This window comes from Martelella mediterranea (assembly GCF_021021415.1).
Classification (GTDB): Bacteria; Pseudomonadota; Alphaproteobacteria; order Rhizobiales; family Rhizobiaceae; genus Martelella; species Martelella mediterranea_C.
In genome coordinates, this window is sequence record NZ_JAINWJ010000016.1 from 42,809 (window position 1) to 58,003 (window position 15,195).

The window sequence follows — 15,195 nt, forward strand, 5'->3', positions numbered from 1 at the left end:
CACGCCTGGTCAAAAAATGCAGCTTCTTGAAATCATATCGGCGGGCCTATCCATCGCGATTTTCTTCTTGCTCGTGGCGTTTGTTATCGTGAGCTTTTGGCCTCGAAAGAAGTCATAGTTTCAGCTTTCGGAATTAATATTTGCCTTCAAGACAGAGAGTTGCGACGGATCATCGAGCCTGTGTGCCATCCGATGGCAATTGGCACAGAGTACGGCAAAGTCCTTTCTTAGGTCTACTTTTCTGCTTGCACCTGCATCCAGGCTTGCAATGGGAACGAGGTGATGAGCTTCGATGAATTCGTGCCCTAAACTGCCGTATGTCTCCTCGAAGTCAAAGCCGCAAACCTCGCAGACAAATCCCTTTAGTTGCTTTACCTTCTTTGCACTCGCGGAGACACGCTCAATACGCTCATGCATGCGCAACTGGCGACGTTCCTCGACGGTTTGTGCGTCATTGTTTTCTTCTTCCAGCACATAGCCATTCTTTTCGACCAGAGTTTGATAGGCCTTGATTGCGGTCGAGAGATCTTCGATCAAAATAGTTTCGGAGGGGAGTGAGCGCCCCTGATATTCAAAACCGGAGACGTGCCCCCACTGGTAAGCCTTCGATAGAGGCGTCGCTTCGGAAAGTGAAATCTGATTAGCCGGAAAGCGAAAAGTGGGTTCGAGCCGCTGCTGCATTACCGCAGCTCTCGCTCGCAAGATATCTCTTTGTGCCTTTCCGCTTCCAAACTCTTTTTCCACGGCGGTGACCCCTTGGTTAATAGACAGGGAGACCGAACGTGCCTTGGAATTGAAAAGATAAACAATGTAGAAGCCGGCTTGGGTTGAGTTTGTAACAAGAGGATCAAGGATAGCGATCCAAGGGGTCTCGGCCCAGTTTGCACGCCCAGCACTACCTTCCACAATGTAATTTGGATCGACGTGCTTGCGAACCGCCTCGGGCGCCTCGCGTCGAATGAAGTGCGCCGTCACATGCCCAGCAAACTTCTCGGCGGTTGCCTTTGGATGATCATCGAGTATTCGACCGAGCATTTCCCTAAGCGCCATATTTCTCTCCAGCATTTTCAGCAAAGACCGTCATCAATCCAATTGTTGATGTCTAGCATCCCAACCGTATAGCAAACGGTGAATGGAGAGGAAAAAGACTATTCATGGCGTCGCAAGGCAAAAAAAACAGTCGCACAAACTGCTTAGTGAAAAACGGTTTGCTGCAAAACAATGATCTGTGCTCTGAAAACTGGACCGCTTGGTGTTGGAGTTTTCCGCGGTATTCTCCTGGACGGAAGGAAGCGGGGACTCAGATCACGACCTGTCAAAATCGCAAAAAACCGCACGTCACGCTGCTCCGCCACTCTGAATGCTGCGAACGGCTAATGCCTCCGTAAAAGTAAGGATTCGACAAAAATTCAATTTCAAGTAAACTTTATTGCTGAAATTAGTTTAGAAAATGCAAAAATATAAAAAAAACTGGGTCATGGACACGCTTGTAAATCCTTTGATGGAGGTTAGCTTGAAACAGACCATGAGTTTACATTTCGGTTCTCTGAATAGCTTGTTCTTAGCCGAAAACCCAAACTTCTGCAGTATCACGCAGGAGATCGATCATGACGATTAATCCAGTAAGGATCATTGACGATAGCCAGGTGAGGCTCAAGCAGCCTGATGATAAATGGCTCGCAGGTGCAATCGAGTCCGTGTTGCACGTTTCCATTTATCTCGGGCATTCTGAAGTGGCGGTGCGCTTGTATGGGGCGTTTGAGCTTGTGAAGAATGGCGAGGAATGAACTAGCAGCAAATCGTGAGAGCCGCCTTGGCAAAACCTCGGCGGCTTTTTCAACAATGTCCGAAGCCGCCCCGGCGCTATCATCTTCCGTTCTTACTCGACTGATCCAAATTGAGATTGCTGCAAAACCAGCTGTCAAAATTGCAAAACCGCGCGTCACGCTACAGTCACGCTACACACGCTACAAACAGCTACAGCTACAATGGTGCGCGTGGAGGGACTCGAACCCCCACACCTTGCGGCGGCAGGACCTAAACCTGCTGCGTCTACCAATTCCGCCACACGCGCAATGCCGCTCCATGGTCGCGGTTACGCAACCGGAGGGAGGACGTCGCGAAGCCTATTATGCGATGCAGGCGGGTGATGCAAGCCGATATCGTGAAACGACGGTCAGGGCGACGGACGTTCAACTGTCATGGCAGCGCCAGACAGAGATGCCCTTCCCGCCCTGATTAATCTACCTATGGTAGCAAAATTAGCCCAAAGGGCCGTTCTCAGGTGGCTGGCGACGGTCGCGAGCGACCTCCGCGGTCTCAGCCGTCGCTTTCCTGATCATAGCGGGATTTGACGTCGTCGATGATCATCATCAAAGCCTCCCGCTTGGACTGGCACTCCTTGTCGCGACCATAACGCTCAATGAATTCAGAATGTTCGGTGGTAATGACCGTCGAAAGGCTGGTCAATCCGCGCTTGCGGAAGCCCCGCCGGAAATTGCGCATGTAACGATTCCACGCTTCCCTCTCTTCCTCGGACCTGGTGTTTTTCTGATCCTGATTTTCTACTTCATTTCGACCCATAGCCAACCTCTCCTGTCTGCTAATGCTTCCAACCTTCCCGATCTCTCAGACGAGTTATAATTATAAACTCCAATCATAATAAGTAAAGATTTCTAATTTAGGATTTATTTACTTGTATATTATGCATTGTTAATTGACTAATCCAGATCACTCGTAAATATACACTAAACTAATATTAAACAATTTTCATTAAATTCATGATTTGTATATCTCACTTGTCATCAAGCGAAAATTTTCTTCATAGCAAGTGTCCGGAATACCATGTTCGCGTCCAAGCTTTCGATGGGACCCTTTTGGCATTAACTATCATAGGTTGTATTTATTATATAGGATAATATTCCTATCTTGCAAGTACTCTATGGGTGTCGGCAGGCGCAATTGTGCCCGACCGTCGAAATGGTCCAAGTTCCTGAAACCGGTGGGGGGATATGGAGGCCGCGTTTGCTCAGATCACGCGGGGCACGACCTGTCCGTCGTCGAGCGTTACCTGCCTGTCCATGCGGGCGGCAAGGTCAAGATTGTGGGTGGCGATCAGGGCCGAGAGGCCGGATTGCCGCACAAGCGCCTCCAGCGCCTCGAAAACATAGGACGCCGTCTGCGGATCGAGATTGCCGGTCGGCTCGTCGGCAAGCAGCAGCCGGGGCGCATTGGCCACGGCGCGGGCAATCGCCACGCGCTGCTGCTCGCCGCCGGAAAGCTCGGCCGGGCGGTGTTCGGCGCGATGGCCGATCCGCAGATAGCCCAGCATCTCGTCGGCGCGGGTTCCGGCCTCTTGCGGCGGCAAGCCTGCGATCAGCTGCGGCAGCATGATGTTTTCGCGCGCCGAAAACTCGGGCAGCAGATGGTGGAACTGGTAGACGAAGCCGATATCGTTGCGGCGCAGCGTGGTGCGCTCGTCATCGGAAAGCGCCGTCGCCTCGCGACCGCCGAGCATGACCTCACCGGATGTGGGCTTTTCCAGAAGGCCGGCGATCTGCAGCAGCGTCGATTTGCCCGTCCCCGAAGGCGCGACCAGCGCCACCATTTCGCCGGGCATCAGCGTCAACGAAGCGCCCTTGAGCACCTGCAGGACCGAATCGCCCTGCCCGTATTTCCGCGCGATTTCGCGCAACTCAAGTGCCGGAGTGGTCAAGAAAGGCTCCTATTCGTAACGCAGCGCCTGCACCGGATCGAGCTTCGAAGCCCGCCAGGCAGGGAAGATGGTGGCGATGAAGGAAAGCGTCAGCGCCATGATCACGACCGTCAGCGTCTCACTAAGGCTCATTTCCGCGGGCAGCGTGCTCAGGAAATAGAGCTGCGGATCGAACAGCACCGTCCCGGTGATCCAGGAGAAAAACTGGCGGATCGACTCGATATTGAGGCAGACGACCACCCCGAGAAAGACGCCGGCAAAGGTGCCGACCACGCCGATCGCGGCCCCGGTCATGAAGAAGATCCGCATGATCGCCCCCGAGGTCGCGCCCATGGTCCTCAGGATCGCGATGTCCTGGCCCTTGTCCTTCACCAGCATGATCAGCCCGGAAATGATGTTGAGGGCAGCGACGATCACGATCAGCGTCAGGATCATGAACATCACATTGCGCTCCACCTCCAGCGCGGAAAAGAAGGTGCGGTTGTTCTGCCGCCAGTCGGAAATCACGATATCCTCGCCGGCGGCCTCCCGGATCCTCGGGACCACCGCGTCGACATCGTCGGGATGATCGAGGAACACCTCAATGCTCTGCACCTTGTCGCCGGCGTTGAAATAGGCCTGCGCCTCGGCGAGCGGCATGAAGATGATCGAGGCATCATATTCCGACATGCCGATCTCGAAAATGCCGGAGATCGGATAGGCCTTGACGCGCGGATTGACGCCGAAGGGGGTGACGTCGCCCTCCGGCGAGATCATCGTGATCTTGTCGCCGACAAAAAGCCCGAGCGAGGTCGCCATGCGCGAGCCGATCAGCACGCTCTCGCCGGCGGCGTAGCCGACCATGTCGCCCTCTTTGATGTTGTCGGAGACGGTCTTCAACTTCAGCATGTCGTCCGGCCGAACGCCGCGGACCAGCGCGCCGCTGCCCGCCCCTTGCGCGCCGGAGACCAGCGCCTGGCCTTCGACCAGCGGAAAGGCGAGACGAACGCCCTCAACGCCTTCGAGCCTCTCGGTCAACGCGGCATAATCCTTGAAGGGCTCGCCGGCGGGCAGCACCACGACATGGCCGTTAATGCCGAGAATGCGGCTCACCAGCTCGCTGCGGAACCCGTTCATCACCGCCATCACGATGATCAGCGTGGCAACGCCCAGCATGATGCCGACGAAGGAGAAGCCTGCGATCACCGAGATGAACGCCTCCTTGCGGCGCGATCGCAGATAGCGCCAGGCCACCATGCGCTCGAACACGGAAAACGGCTTGGCTACCTTCAAACTCTCGTCTGTCTCTGAGGCCGCAGCCATCAATCCGTTCTCCTCAGCGCCCGTTGGTGAGCTTTGCGATCGCGGCTTCCACTGTCATGGCGTCGCGCGCGCCGGTCTTGCGGTCCTTGAGTTCGACCTCGCCATTGGCGACGCCGCGCGGACCGACAACAACCTGGCTCGGAACGCCGATCAGGTCGGCGGTCGCGAACTTGCCCCCGGCGCGTTCGTCGGTATCGTCGTAGAGCACGTCCAGGCCGGCATTCTGCAAGGCCTCGTAGAGCTTCTCGCAGACCCCGTCGCAGGCCGCGTCACCGGCCTTCATGTTGATGATCACCGCATCGAACGGCGCCACCGAATCCGGCCAGATGATGCCGTTCTCGTCATGGGAGGCTTCGATGATGGCGGGAACAAGGCGCGTCGGGCCAATACCGTAGGAACCCATGTGGACGGGGTGCTCCTTGCCGTCCGGCCCCTGAACCTTGGCGCCCATGGGCTCGGAATATTTGGTGCCGAAATAGAAGATATGGCCAACCTCGATGCCGCGCGCGGACAGGCGCTCGCCCTCCGGCAGCGCGTCGAAGGCGGCATCGTCATGCATCTCGTCGGTCGCCGCATAGAGAGACGTCCACTTGTCGAAAATGCCCTTCAGCGCATCGACGCTGTCGAAATCGAGATCGGCGGGCGGAATGTCGAAATTGACGAAGTCGCGGTGGCAGAACACTTCGGATTCGCCGGTCTCGGCCAGAATGATGAATTCATGGCTGAGATTGCCGCCGATCGGGCCGGTATCGGCGCGCATCGGGATCGCACGCAGGCCGAGACGGTCGAAGGTCCTCAGATAGGCGGCGAACATCTTGCGGTAGGAATGCTCGGCGCCTTCCAGCGTCAGATCGAAGGAATAGGCGTCCTTCATCATGAATTCGCGTGAACGCATCGTGCCGAAGCGCGGGCGGATCTCGTCGCGGAACTTCCACTGGATGTGGTAGAGGTTGAGCGGCAGATGCTTGTAGGACTTGATGTAGGAGCGGAAAATCTCCGTGATCATTTCCTCATTGGTGGGGCCGAACAGCATTGCCCGGTCCTGGCGGTCGGTGATCCGCAGCATTTCCTTGCCATAGGCCTCGTAGCGGCCGCTTTCCATCCACAGATCGGCGGACTGCATGGTCGGCATCAAAAGCTCCACCGCGCCGGAGCGGTCCTGTTCCTCGCGGATGATGCGGTTGACCTTGTCGAGAACGCGCTTGCCGAGCGGCAGCCAGGAATAGATGCCCTGCGAATGCTGGCGCACCATGCCGGCGCGCAACATCAATCGGTGCGAGACGATCTCCGCCTCCTTGGGATTCTCCTTCAGGATCGGCAGAAAATAACGGGAAAGACGCATGACAATCTGCTTTCTGGCTTATCCCGTTCAGTCGGGAATCATGGGGCAAATCAGGTTTGTTCCGGCCCCTTTTAACGGGTTGCGAACGAGAATCAAAGCGGGGATACGCGGCTGAAAAAGGATGATTTAATGGTCGCCATGGGGAGCGGCCGGAAAATGTCAACCACATGCAACGTTGCAGAATGCACAAACCTGTTTGTCAAACGTAAAAACTTCTCCCACTGTCGCAAAAATGCAAAATAAGGGATGACAAGGCCCAATCATTGGGCTAGGTTGAGCCCATAAAACAGGCAGGGAGCTTAAATCTTTGCCTTTTATTCGCGGTAAAGTCTTGGGAGGATCGATCTTGGCGCGCTTTGCGCAGCCCCGGCAACGGAACAGATCACGCGATACTTGAAAAACAGGGCCTTTGGCCTTGTTTTTTTTTGGCTTTCAGAAACCGGGCTCCCCTTAAGCCTTTGTTGACCACCGCAACGGGAAGTTGCGGCGCGTCCTTGACCCTGCACGGCGCCTGCACGACAAGAACGGTTCCGAGCATCCTGTCGAGGCCCCGTTTTGAGCCGTTTTCCGCACGTCGCCCTTCTTTCTGTCGCCCTGCCCCTCGCCACGGCCACGCAAGTCCGCGCGGCGGAGTTGTCCGACCTCTTCTATCTCGACGTTTCCGGCGGGCCGGCGGCGTTGATGCTGCACATGAATGACGACGCGATGGACGATCTGATCGCCAACACCTATTGGGGCATAGACGGGCGGCTGGGCATCTGCAGCGAGGGTCCGTTCAATATCTGCGCCGGCATTACCGGGTTTTCGAGCCTCGGCAGCACGTCCGCGAGCCTGTCACAGCGCTACGGGACCGGCACCAGCGAAACCCGGTTCTCCTCGATCGGCGGCTATGTCCAGGGCAAGGCCAATCTCGGCGTTGTCACCATCTCCCCGTTCGCGGGCTACCGGCAGCTTTACGGCACGGTCGAAACCAGCTCATCGCGCTTCGGCTATCAGAGCGAGGATATCGATACCGGCGCCCTGTTCGGCGGGTTGGAAACCAGCATCAAATTCATACCGACCGGCCTGGAACTCGGCGCCCGCATCGAATATGGCGCCTCCACGGACGACGCGGCGGCCGACGATTTCGACTACGGCCTCGGCAGCGCCTTCCTGCGCTACAAATTCTAGCTAACGCCGGCCAAGCGTAGTGACCGATCCTGCGAGGACGCCCTGGTGGATCGAAATTCGTAAAACCCTACTGCAGATTTCTCAGTCTCGGCAGATCGCGAATGTCGACAAAATTATACCCGATGGTCACGACGCCACTCGCCTCAAGCTCCTTGAGCACTTTGTGGACGCTCTGTCGGGAAACACTCAGCATTGCGGCGATATCATATTGATTGATCGCGATCTGTGCTCGCTCCATCTGTTCGGGACCAAACTGGTCTATATAGGTCATCAGGCACCGCGCCACGCGAGCGGTAAGGTTGCCGGGCGCGAAGCGATTGAATGATATCAGTGACATGCGAACGCGCTGGCACATCAATTGAAGCATTGCCTTTGTCAGTTGCAGGTCAGAGAAGATGAAATCCCTGAACTGTCCGGCCGGCACGAAAATGGCCGTGCTCTCGCCATTCCAGGCAGCATAATGGTTCGGGTTCTTGCCATCGAGCACCGACAGGAGCCCGAAGACGTCGCCAGCCATCAGATCGCCGGACAGAAACCGCTCTCCGTTTTCGGCGATATTCTCCAGCCTGACGCTGCCGCGAATAATGAAATAAATCCCATCCATGGGGGCGCTGGGCGTGGCGATTGTCTGACGATTTACAAATTTCTTGACAGAGGCAATCGTTGCGAGGCGCTCCTTCTGCTCCGCGGTCATGCCGGCCAGAAAGTTATGCGTGTCGCTGAATTCCTTGAAAAGCTGGGTAACATTTCCTGCCATGGTGGCTCTCCCTCGGGGCGGGCCGGGCCAAGCCGGTCCACGGGAGAATGTAACAATACATACAATCCCGCAACCGGTATTCCTTCAGCCAAGCATTGGACGGCGCAACGAAGCGCCTTAACGCGCGTTGACCAGCGCCATTGCGATCCAGGGCTGGAAGGTCACCAGCAGCAGGCACACGATCATCAGCAGCACAAAAGGAATGGCCGCGCGACAGACGACGCCGAAATTTTCCTTGAACGCCGTCATCGCCACAATCAGGTTCAGCCCGAGCGGCGGGGTCAGGATACCGATTTCCAGGTTCAGAACAATGATAACGCCCAGATGCGTGCTGCCGACGCCATAGGCCTCGGCAAGCGGTTTCAAGAGCGGCGCTGTGATTGCGATCGATGACGCCGTATCCATGAAACAGCCGATGATCAGCAGCATCAGATTGGTCAGCAGCAGGAACACGGCCTCGTTCTGCACATGGTCGGTCATGAAGGCGATGATCTGTTGCGGGATACGGTGTTCGGCGAGGAGCAGGTTCAAGGAGACCGCAACGGCGATCAACGGGAACAGCGCCCCGACCAGCTTCGCCGATTCTACGCAGATATGGATATAGTCTCGCGATTTCAGCTCCCGAAAGAACAGCACCTCGACCAGGAGCGCATAAAGAAGCGCAACGGCGGCGGCTTCGTTGGGGGAATAATAGCCGCTGTAGATTCCGCCCAGCAGAATGGCCGGCATCAGCAAGGCGGGAATGCCCCGAAACAGGGCCTGCCCCAGATCGGCCGTGCTGAACCGCGCGCGCGGTATCGACCAGTTCACCGCAACGGCATAAATCGAAAATACACCGGTCAGCAGCAGTCCCGGCCCGATGCCAGCCAGAAACAGGTCAGAAATATTGCTGTCGGTGACAACACCATACAGGATCATCGGCAAGGATGGCGGAATGACGATTCCCAGCGTCCCGCCAGCGCACAACGCCCCGATCGCGAAAGACCGCGAATAGCCGTTCGCGGTCAGCGCCGGATACAATACCGATCCCACTGCCAGCATGGTCACGATGGAAGAGCCTGAAATTGCCGAAAACACCGCACAGGACAAAATCGTGGCCACCGCGAGACCGCCAGGGATAGGACGTGTCAGGGCAGTCATCACAGCCACAAGCCGCGCGGCGATGCTGCCGCGGCTCATGACCGCGCCCACCAGGATGAACAGGGGCACGGACAGCAGCAACTCGCGGTCCATCGTGGCCCACATGTCCTGCAGGAAATATTCCAGCGCGCCTCCGCCCCAGATAAGCTGGGCGGAAGCCGCGACGAACATCAGGACCAGCACCAGTTCGACCCGAAGGATCAGAAGCAGGATCGCGACCCCGAGAAGCAGCAGGGCCATCATTCCAACCGCTCCTCTTCCACAGGGTTCAATTCATCAAACGTCGCATAGATCAGATGGCGAAGCGCCGAGAGCACAAAGGCCACGGGCAGGACCAGTTGAACCGGCCAGACCAGCCACCCCAGTGTGAGATCGCGCTCCCCGATCATGCGGGAAAAGGACACCATATCGATGGCGCCCCACGCCAAAAACAGAAGGATAGCCGCCGAGGCCACCCGTCCGACCCGCCGCGCGGGCGCTTCGGCGCGGCCCTGCGTGACGAAATCAAGAAACCGGGGCCGCAGATGCGCGCCGCTGGCAGTCGCCAGACCGAAGCCCGCCATGGCGCAGAAGATCAGGGCGTAAACGGCAAACTTGGAGGAACCGAACAGACCGTGCGCAAAAACCTCCCGTCCGATGACATCCAGGGACAGGGCAGCCAGCACGGCTGAAAAGGCCAGGACGACGATCGCTTTCTCGATAATCGATACGGCATTCAGAAAACGTCGGGCCATGAGGATCATAGGGGTCTTCTTTTTAGGAAACGAAAGGGGACGCGCCTTTCGGAGCGCCGCCTGTTTTCGGTTTCAAGCGTTATGATCCACAATCTGATTTCGCGTTCTGAATAGCTTCGAAGAAACCGGCGGCATCGCCGCCCAATTCTCCCAGGGATTTGTCCCAGGTGGCGCGCGCGGCGTCCCTCCAGAGTTGCTGCTGATCTGGCGTCAGTTGAACGATGGTGCCGCCGGCCTGCTGCAGCCTGTCCGCCATCGTTTTTTCAAATGCCTCGATTTCTTCTAGTTTCGCACCGAATTCCAGCACCGAAAGAGCGCCGGTCAAAGCGGCCTTTTGCTGATCATCGAGCTTTGCCCAGGTTCGCGGAGACACGATCACCGCTCCCAGGCTGAAGAGCACGTTCGCCCGGGTGAAGACCGGCAGCGTCTGCGTCAATCCGGACGCCATTGCATAGGTCAACCCGAAATTCACCGAATCGACCAGGTGGGTGCTTGCAGCAGACGGGGTGTCTTCGGCCGGTAGCGGCAAGGGTGTGGCGCCGATCGACTGGAAGAAATTGATCGATGGCTTGGAGGGCGCGCTGCGCACTTTCTTCCCCTTCAGCAGATCCGGCGACAGCAGCGGCTCTGAAGCAAACATGGCCTGATACTCGACAGGCGAAAAGGTCAACAAGTGAAACTTCCTGCCCGCTGCCTCCTGGGCGGTATCGGTCAGCTTCGGCACCGCGCACACGACTTGTTCGTCGCTGTCGAAAAGGAAAGGAAGCATGAGAGCATCGAGTTCCGGCACAACGCCGGAAAGAACAGGCAGCGAACCGGACCACATGTCGATCCGTCCGCTCAAAGCACTTGTCAGGGTGTCACCCATCGACCCCAACTGCCCGGCGTAGAATATCTCTATCTTGACCTGCCCGCCGGATAGCTCGTCAACCTTTTGGACATAGGCCTGAGTCTGCTTGGCCCAGACCGTCGCGTCAAGCGCGCCCGTCGCCAGTTTCAGCGTCACCGGTTCGGCCTGGGCAGCTGTCGCCGCGCAGGTGAGAAGGACAGCCAGCAGCCCCTTGAAAGAAATCCTCATCGACCTCCCCTTGATGATTCGTTCGATTAATCAGTCTAACCGCAGTCTTTGCGAGGATTGTCCAAATTTTTACGATCACTTCCATTTAGCGTTCCGTGATCGCGCAACGGACGGGTTCAGCTCTCAGATCGCACTGGCGTTTCCTTAAGCACAGAATCCCAGCCATGCCTTGCTTTTGCCTCCGAAATGGACAAAACATTCCCATTAGAAATACGGGATAGATATGCGGCTCGCGGACCTGCCCTGCATGTCTCCTGGACGCACGTGGGCTATGAAGCGATCAAATGCACGCTCGACTGCATTAAAGCGAAAGATGATGTGCCCCGCGCACAAAAGTTAAAGTGCGGCCGGTTGGCGTTTTCGCCCCGGCCGGGGAAAGGAATAAGACATGAACGCCGCCAGATTTACCGTGAATGCCTTTGCCGCTGCCGTGATCGCGACCGCATCGATCTTCGGCGTGCCTGCCCAGACGGCTTTCGCCAGGACCGTCGATATCGAGGTGATCGTCAACAATGTGCCGATCACCAACGACGATATCGCCAAGCGCAAGGCCCTGCTGCGGCTGATGGGCACCAAGGGCGCGACCGACGCCAAGGCGCGCGAGGCGATGATCGACCAGGCGCTGAAACAGTCCGAAATCGCGTTCCGCGGCGCCTCCGTCACCCAGACGGAAGTCGATGACGCCTTTCAGAACTTCGCCAATGGCAACAACATGTCCGTCGCCCAGATGAGCAGCATTCTTAACCAGGCCGGCGTCGGGGTCGATCACTTCAAGTTCTTCATCGCCGTCAGCATGAGCTGGGGCCAGCTCCTGCGCGCCCGCTATGGCGCCAACACGCTGCTTTCCGACGACGAGTTCATCCCGCAGCTTGAAGAGGCCGAAAAAGAAGGCAAGAAGCCTGAAACCACCGAGTACCTGCTGAAGCGGATCGTCTTCGTGGTGCCGGAAAAGGAGCGCGGCTCGCTGCTGGCCAAGCGCAAGCGCGAAGCCGAAGCCGCGCGCAAGAAGTTCCCCGGCTGCGATCAGGCGATCCCGTTTGCCGCGTCCATGAACGATGTGACCGTGCTCGATCTCGGCCGCTTCCTTGAGCCGCAACTGCCGGCCCAGTGGAAGGATCCGGTGATCAAGTCCAGCGGCGACACCACCTCCGTCATCACCACGCCGGTGGGCGCGGAGTTCCTGGCCGTGTGCGAGCGCAAGACCGCCAGCGACGACTATGCCGCCCGGCTGGTGCTGAGCAACAAGGAGGATTCCGCCGAGATGGACACGGACGCCGAAAGCGAGAAGTATCTCGAGGAATTGCGGGACAAGGCGCAGATCGTCACCCCGGGCAAGTCGTAATCCTTGGCAACGGACACCGTAAAACCGCTGGCGCTGACACAGGGTGATCCTGCCGGCATCGGCCCCGAGATCGCCCTGAAGGCATGGCAGAGACGCGGCGAGAGCGGCCTGCCGCCCTTCATCTATCTCGGCGATCCGCGCATTCTTGCCGCACGCGCGGAAATGCTCGGCCTTGATATTCCGATCGAGATCACCGCGCCGGAGGCAGCGCTTGAGCGGTTCGGCGAGACTCTGCCCGTGTTCGCGATCGACACCGCGCTCACCGCCGCTCCCGGCAAACCCGATCCCGCGACCGGAGAAGGCACCATCGCGGCGATAGAGACGGCAGTGAAGCTCACCATACGCGGCAAGACGAGCGCCGTGGTCACCAATCCGATCGCCAAATCGGTACTCTACAGCGCCGGCTTCAAGCATCCGGGCCATACCGAGTTCCTCGCCGCCCTTGCCGGGCGCGAGACCGGAAAGGCCGTGCGCCCGGTGATGATGCTCGCCTGCCCGGCGTTGCGGGTGGTGCCGGTCACGATCCATATTCCGCTGAAGGACGTGCCGGCCGCGCTTGATGAGGCCATGATCGTCGATACGATCCGCATCACGGCGCAAGAGCTCAAATCCCGCTTCGGCCTTGCCGCGCCGCGCCTCGCCGTCGCCGGCCTCAATCCCCATGCCGGGGAGCAGGGCACGATCGGCCGCGAGGACGAGGAAATCGTGCGGCCCGCGCTTGAGCGCCTGCGCGCCGATGGCATCGATGTCGTCGGCCCCCTGCCCGCCGACACCATGTTCCACGCCGCCGCCCGCGCCCGCTACGATGCGGCAATCTGCATGTATCACGACCAGGCGCTGATACCGGTGAAGACGCTCGGCTTCGAGGCCGGCGTCAACGTGACGCTCGGCCTGCCCTTCGTGCGCACCTCGCCGAACCACGGCACGGCCTTCGATATCGCCGACAGGGGTATTGCCGATCCGACCAGCCTGGAGGAGGCGCTGAAGCTCGCGGCGCGGCTTTCGGTAAACGCCGCATGAGCCAGATCGACGACCTGCCGCCGCTGCGCGAAGTTCTTGCCGCCCATGATCTCGACGCGAAGAAATCCCTAGGCCAGAATTTTCTGCTCGATCTCAACCTCACCCAGAAGATTGCCCGCACCGCCGGCGATCTTGAAGGCGCCCATGTCATCGAGGTCGGCCCCGGCCCCGGCGGGCTGACGCGCGCCATCCTCTCGCTCGGCGCAGAGAAGCTCACCGTCATCGAACGCGACGAGCGCTGCCTGCCGGCGCTGGAGGAAATCGCCTCACACTATCCGGGTCGGCTGGAGATCATCAGCGGCGATGCGCTGAAGACGGATTTCGCGGCGCTTGCCGGTGAACGCCCGGTCAGGATCATCTCCAACCTGCCCTATAATGTCGGCACCCAGCTTCTGGTGAACTGGCTGCTGCCGCGCGCATGGCCGCCCTACTGGCAATCGCTGACGCTGATGTTCCAGAAGGAAGTCGCCCAGCGCATCGTCGCGAAAGCCGGCGACAATCACTATGGCAGGCTCGGCGTTCTGGCCGGATGGCGGACCGAGGCGCGGATCGCCTTCGACGTGCCGCCGCAGGCCTTCACCCCGCCGCCCAAGGTGACCTCCAGCGTGGTGCACCTCACGCCCCGCGCCGAACCGCTTCCTGTGGCAGCCTCGGCCCTTGCAAAGGTGACGCAAGCCGCATTCGGCCAGCGCCGCAAGATGCTGCGCCAGAGCCTCAAGAGCCTCGGCGGCGAAGCGCTGCTCGCCAAGGCCGGCATCGATCCGACGCGCCGCGCCGAGACGCTCAGCATCGCGGAATTCTGCGAGCTTGCCCGAAATCTTTAGCGAATCTGATGTTCGGTAGAGGCAGCGTCGAGCGCCTTAAGCGTGGCCTGGATGAAGCTTTCGCGCGCCGTGTCCGGCTTCAGGCCGCGCGGCTCGTAGACGTGGCGGTTCAGGAAAAATCCGGTCAGCCGGAAGCCGGCTTCCAGATCGGCCCGGTCGGCCGCTTCGTTCATGTCCGGTCGCAGAAACATCGGCAGCGCCAGCATGCGGTCGGCATAGGGTGTTCCGGCTGCGTTTGAGACCGCCCGGCCGGACTTGGGCGACACATAGGCAAGGTCCGTCGTCACCCCGCTCGCCGCGCATTGGGCGAGATCGAGGCCGAAGCCGAGTTCGTTGAGCAGCGCGAGTTCGAAGCGCACGAACAGCTCGCCGGCGGCGCTGGCGTCATCGAGATGGGCGATGATCACCTCCATCGCCGCGCAGAGATGACGGTGAGGATCACGCTCCGGCAACAGCCGCAGCAGTGAAGCCATCGCCTGGACGCCGTGCAGCGCCGGCGCCGAAAGCATCAGCAGCGCCGCCCTCTGCTCGATCGGTTCGACCCGGAATTCGCCGAGATGCTCGGACAGCCGCGCGCGCCAGTGGAGCGAAACCCGGTTGCCCGGCTGCAGCACCGGGCGCATGGTCCGTGACCGACCGCCGCGCACCATGCCGAGATGGCGGCCGTGATCCACTGTCATCACCTCGGCGATCACGCTGGTCTCGCCATGGCGGCGGCTTCCCAGAACAATGCCCTCATCCTGCCATTCCAAGGTGCTGCGTCTCCCGACG

At 59.0% G+C, this 15,195-nt stretch carries 15 protein-coding genes and 1 tRNA gene; 5 read left to right on the forward strand and 11 right to left on the reverse strand.

Annotation, left to right across the window (positions count from 1 at the left end; all coding sequences use genetic code 11):
• Window positions 1-120: 120 nt before the first annotated feature.
• Window positions 121-1,050, reverse strand: coding sequence for an MrcB family domain-containing protein (locus tag K7H91_RS12075; RefSeq protein ID WP_230720527.1), 930 nt, complete (start codon window positions 1,048-1,050; stop codon window positions 121-123).
• Window positions 1,051-1,607: 557 nt separating this feature from the next.
• Here K7H91_RS12075 and K7H91_RS12080 point away from each other — a divergent pair.
• A complete protein-coding gene (locus K7H91_RS12080; protein WP_230720528.1) occupies window positions 1,608-1,787 on the forward strand; it encodes a hypothetical protein in 180 nt (59 codons plus the stop codon).
• Window positions 1,788-1,989: 202 nt separating this feature from the next.
• Here K7H91_RS12080 and K7H91_RS12085 read toward each other — a convergent pair.
• From K7H91_RS12085 to proS, 5 genes are all read right to left on the reverse strand, one after another.
• Window positions 1,990-2,074 (reverse strand) — tRNA-Leu (locus K7H91_RS12085).
• A 245-nt stretch (window positions 2,075-2,319) separates the two neighbouring features.
• Entirely contained in the window at window positions 2,320-2,583 is a 264-nt protein-coding gene (locus tag K7H91_RS12090) for a hypothetical protein (protein ID WP_230720529.1), read from the reverse strand.
• Window positions 2,584-3,028: 445 nt separating this feature from the next.
• On the reverse strand, window positions 3,029-3,715 hold the full coding sequence (locus tag K7H91_RS12095; protein ID WP_230720530.1) for an ABC transporter ATP-binding protein: 687 nt from the start codon (window positions 3,713-3,715) through the stop codon (window positions 3,029-3,031).
• A 9-nt stretch (window positions 3,716-3,724) separates the two neighbouring features.
• Window positions 3,725-5,017 (reverse strand): lipoprotein-releasing ABC transporter permease subunit, encoded by a 1,293-nt coding sequence (locus K7H91_RS12100; protein ID WP_230720532.1) that lies wholly within the window; start codon window positions 5,015-5,017, stop codon window positions 3,725-3,727.
• 13 nt (window positions 5,018-5,030) lie between these two features.
• Window positions 5,031-6,359 carry a proline--tRNA ligase gene (gene proS, locus K7H91_RS12105; RefSeq protein ID WP_230720535.1) on the reverse strand — a complete coding sequence of 443 codons (1,329 nt, stop codon included), beginning with the start codon at window positions 6,357-6,359 and terminating at the stop codon, window positions 5,031-5,033.
• A 555-nt stretch (window positions 6,360-6,914) separates the two neighbouring features.
• Here proS and K7H91_RS12110 point away from each other — a divergent pair.
• Entirely contained in the window at window positions 6,915-7,529 is a 615-nt protein-coding gene (locus K7H91_RS12110) for a hypothetical protein (protein ID WP_230720537.1), read from the forward strand.
• A gap of 67 nt (window positions 7,530-7,596) precedes the next feature.
• On the opposite strand, the gene K7H91_RS12115 is transcribed toward K7H91_RS12110, so the two are convergent.
• The 4 genes from K7H91_RS12115 to K7H91_RS12130 form a co-directional block, all read right to left on the reverse strand.
• Complete coding sequence (locus tag K7H91_RS12115) at window positions 7,597-8,286, reverse strand: Crp/Fnr family transcriptional regulator (RefSeq protein WP_230720538.1); 690 nt, start codon at window positions 8,284-8,286, stop codon at window positions 7,597-7,599.
• A gap of 117 nt (window positions 8,287-8,403) precedes the next feature.
• Window positions 8,404-9,669 carry a TRAP transporter large permease gene (locus K7H91_RS12120; RefSeq protein WP_230720541.1) on the reverse strand — a complete coding sequence of 422 codons (1,266 nt, stop codon included), beginning with the start codon at window positions 9,667-9,669 and terminating at the stop codon, window positions 8,404-8,406.
• Window positions 9,666-10,169, reverse strand: coding sequence for a TRAP transporter small permease (locus tag K7H91_RS12125; protein ID WP_230720543.1), 504 nt, complete (start codon window positions 10,167-10,169; stop codon window positions 9,666-9,668). The genes K7H91_RS12120 and K7H91_RS12125 overlap by 4 nt, the downstream gene beginning before the upstream one ends.
• 70 nt (window positions 10,170-10,239) lie before the next feature.
• Window positions 10,240-11,238, reverse strand: a complete 999-nt coding sequence (locus K7H91_RS12130) for a TRAP transporter substrate-binding protein (protein WP_230720545.1) — start codon at window positions 11,236-11,238, stop codon at window positions 10,240-10,242.
• Between the two features lie 388 nt (window positions 11,239-11,626).
• Between K7H91_RS12130 and K7H91_RS12135 the strand changes: the two genes are divergently transcribed.
• The 3 genes from K7H91_RS12135 to rsmA are packed head-to-tail and all read left to right on the forward strand — an operon-like array spanning window position 11,627 to window position 14,424.
• Window positions 11,627-12,580: a peptidylprolyl isomerase gene (locus K7H91_RS12135; RefSeq protein ID WP_230720546.1), complete on the forward strand. Its 954-nt coding sequence runs from the start codon at window positions 11,627-11,629 to the stop codon at window positions 12,578-12,580.
• 3 nt (window positions 12,581-12,583) lie between these two features.
• A complete protein-coding gene (gene pdxA / locus K7H91_RS12140; RefSeq protein ID WP_230720547.1) occupies window positions 12,584-13,600 on the forward strand; it encodes a 4-hydroxythreonine-4-phosphate dehydrogenase PdxA in 1,017 nt (338 codons plus the stop codon).
• A complete protein-coding gene (gene rsmA, locus K7H91_RS12145) occupies window positions 13,597-14,424 on the forward strand; it encodes a 16S rRNA (adenine(1518)-N(6)/adenine(1519)-N(6))-dimethyltransferase RsmA (protein ID WP_230720548.1) in 828 nt (275 codons plus the stop codon). Before pdxA ends, rsmA begins: the two co-directional genes overlap by 4 nt.
• Here rsmA and recO read toward each other — a convergent pair.
• Window positions 14,421-15,176, reverse strand: a complete 756-nt coding sequence (gene recO, locus K7H91_RS12150; RefSeq protein ID WP_230720549.1) for a DNA repair protein RecO — start codon at window positions 15,174-15,176, stop codon at window positions 14,421-14,423. The genes rsmA and recO overlap by 4 nt on opposite strands.
• Between the last annotated feature and the right edge of the window lie 19 nt (window positions 15,177-15,195).

Bases quoted from the DNA above. Each gene is read 5' to 3' on its own strand.
- K7H91_RS12075 (WP_230720527.1), bottom strand. From the start codon at position 1,050: ATGGCGCTTAGGGAAATGCTCGGTCGAATACTCGATGATCATCCAAAG.
- K7H91_RS12080 (WP_230720528.1), top strand. From the start codon at position 1,608: ATGACGATTAATCCAGTAAGGATCATTGACGATAGCCAGGTGAGGCTC.
- K7H91_RS12090 (WP_230720529.1), bottom strand. From the start codon at position 2,583: ATGGGTCGAAATGAAGTAGAAAATCAGGATCAGAAAAACACCAGGTCC.
- K7H91_RS12100 (WP_230720532.1), bottom strand. From the start codon at position 5,017: ATGGCTGCGGCCTCAGAGACAGACGAGAGTTTGAAGGTAGCCAAGCCG.
- proS (WP_230720535.1), bottom strand. From the start codon at position 6,359: ATGCGTCTTTCCCGTTATTTTCTGCCGATCCTGAAGGAGAATCCCAAG.
- K7H91_RS12115 (WP_230720538.1), bottom strand. From the start codon at position 8,286: ATGGCAGGAAATGTTACCCAGCTTTTCAAGGAATTCAGCGACACGCAT.
- K7H91_RS12120 (WP_230720541.1), bottom strand. From the start codon at position 9,669: ATGATGGCCCTGCTGCTTCTCGGGGTCGCGATCCTGCTTCTGATCCTT.
- K7H91_RS12125 (WP_230720543.1), bottom strand. From the start codon at position 10,169: ATGATCCTCATGGCCCGACGTTTTCTGAATGCCGTATCGATTATCGAG.
- K7H91_RS12130 (WP_230720545.1), bottom strand. From the start codon at position 11,238: ATGAGGATTTCTTTCAAGGGGCTGCTGGCTGTCCTTCTCACCTGCGCG.
- K7H91_RS12135 (WP_230720546.1), top strand. From the start codon at position 11,627: ATGAACGCCGCCAGATTTACCGTGAATGCCTTTGCCGCTGCCGTGATC.
- rsmA (WP_230720548.1), top strand. From the start codon at position 13,597: ATGAGCCAGATCGACGACCTGCCGCCGCTGCGCGAAGTTCTTGCCGCC.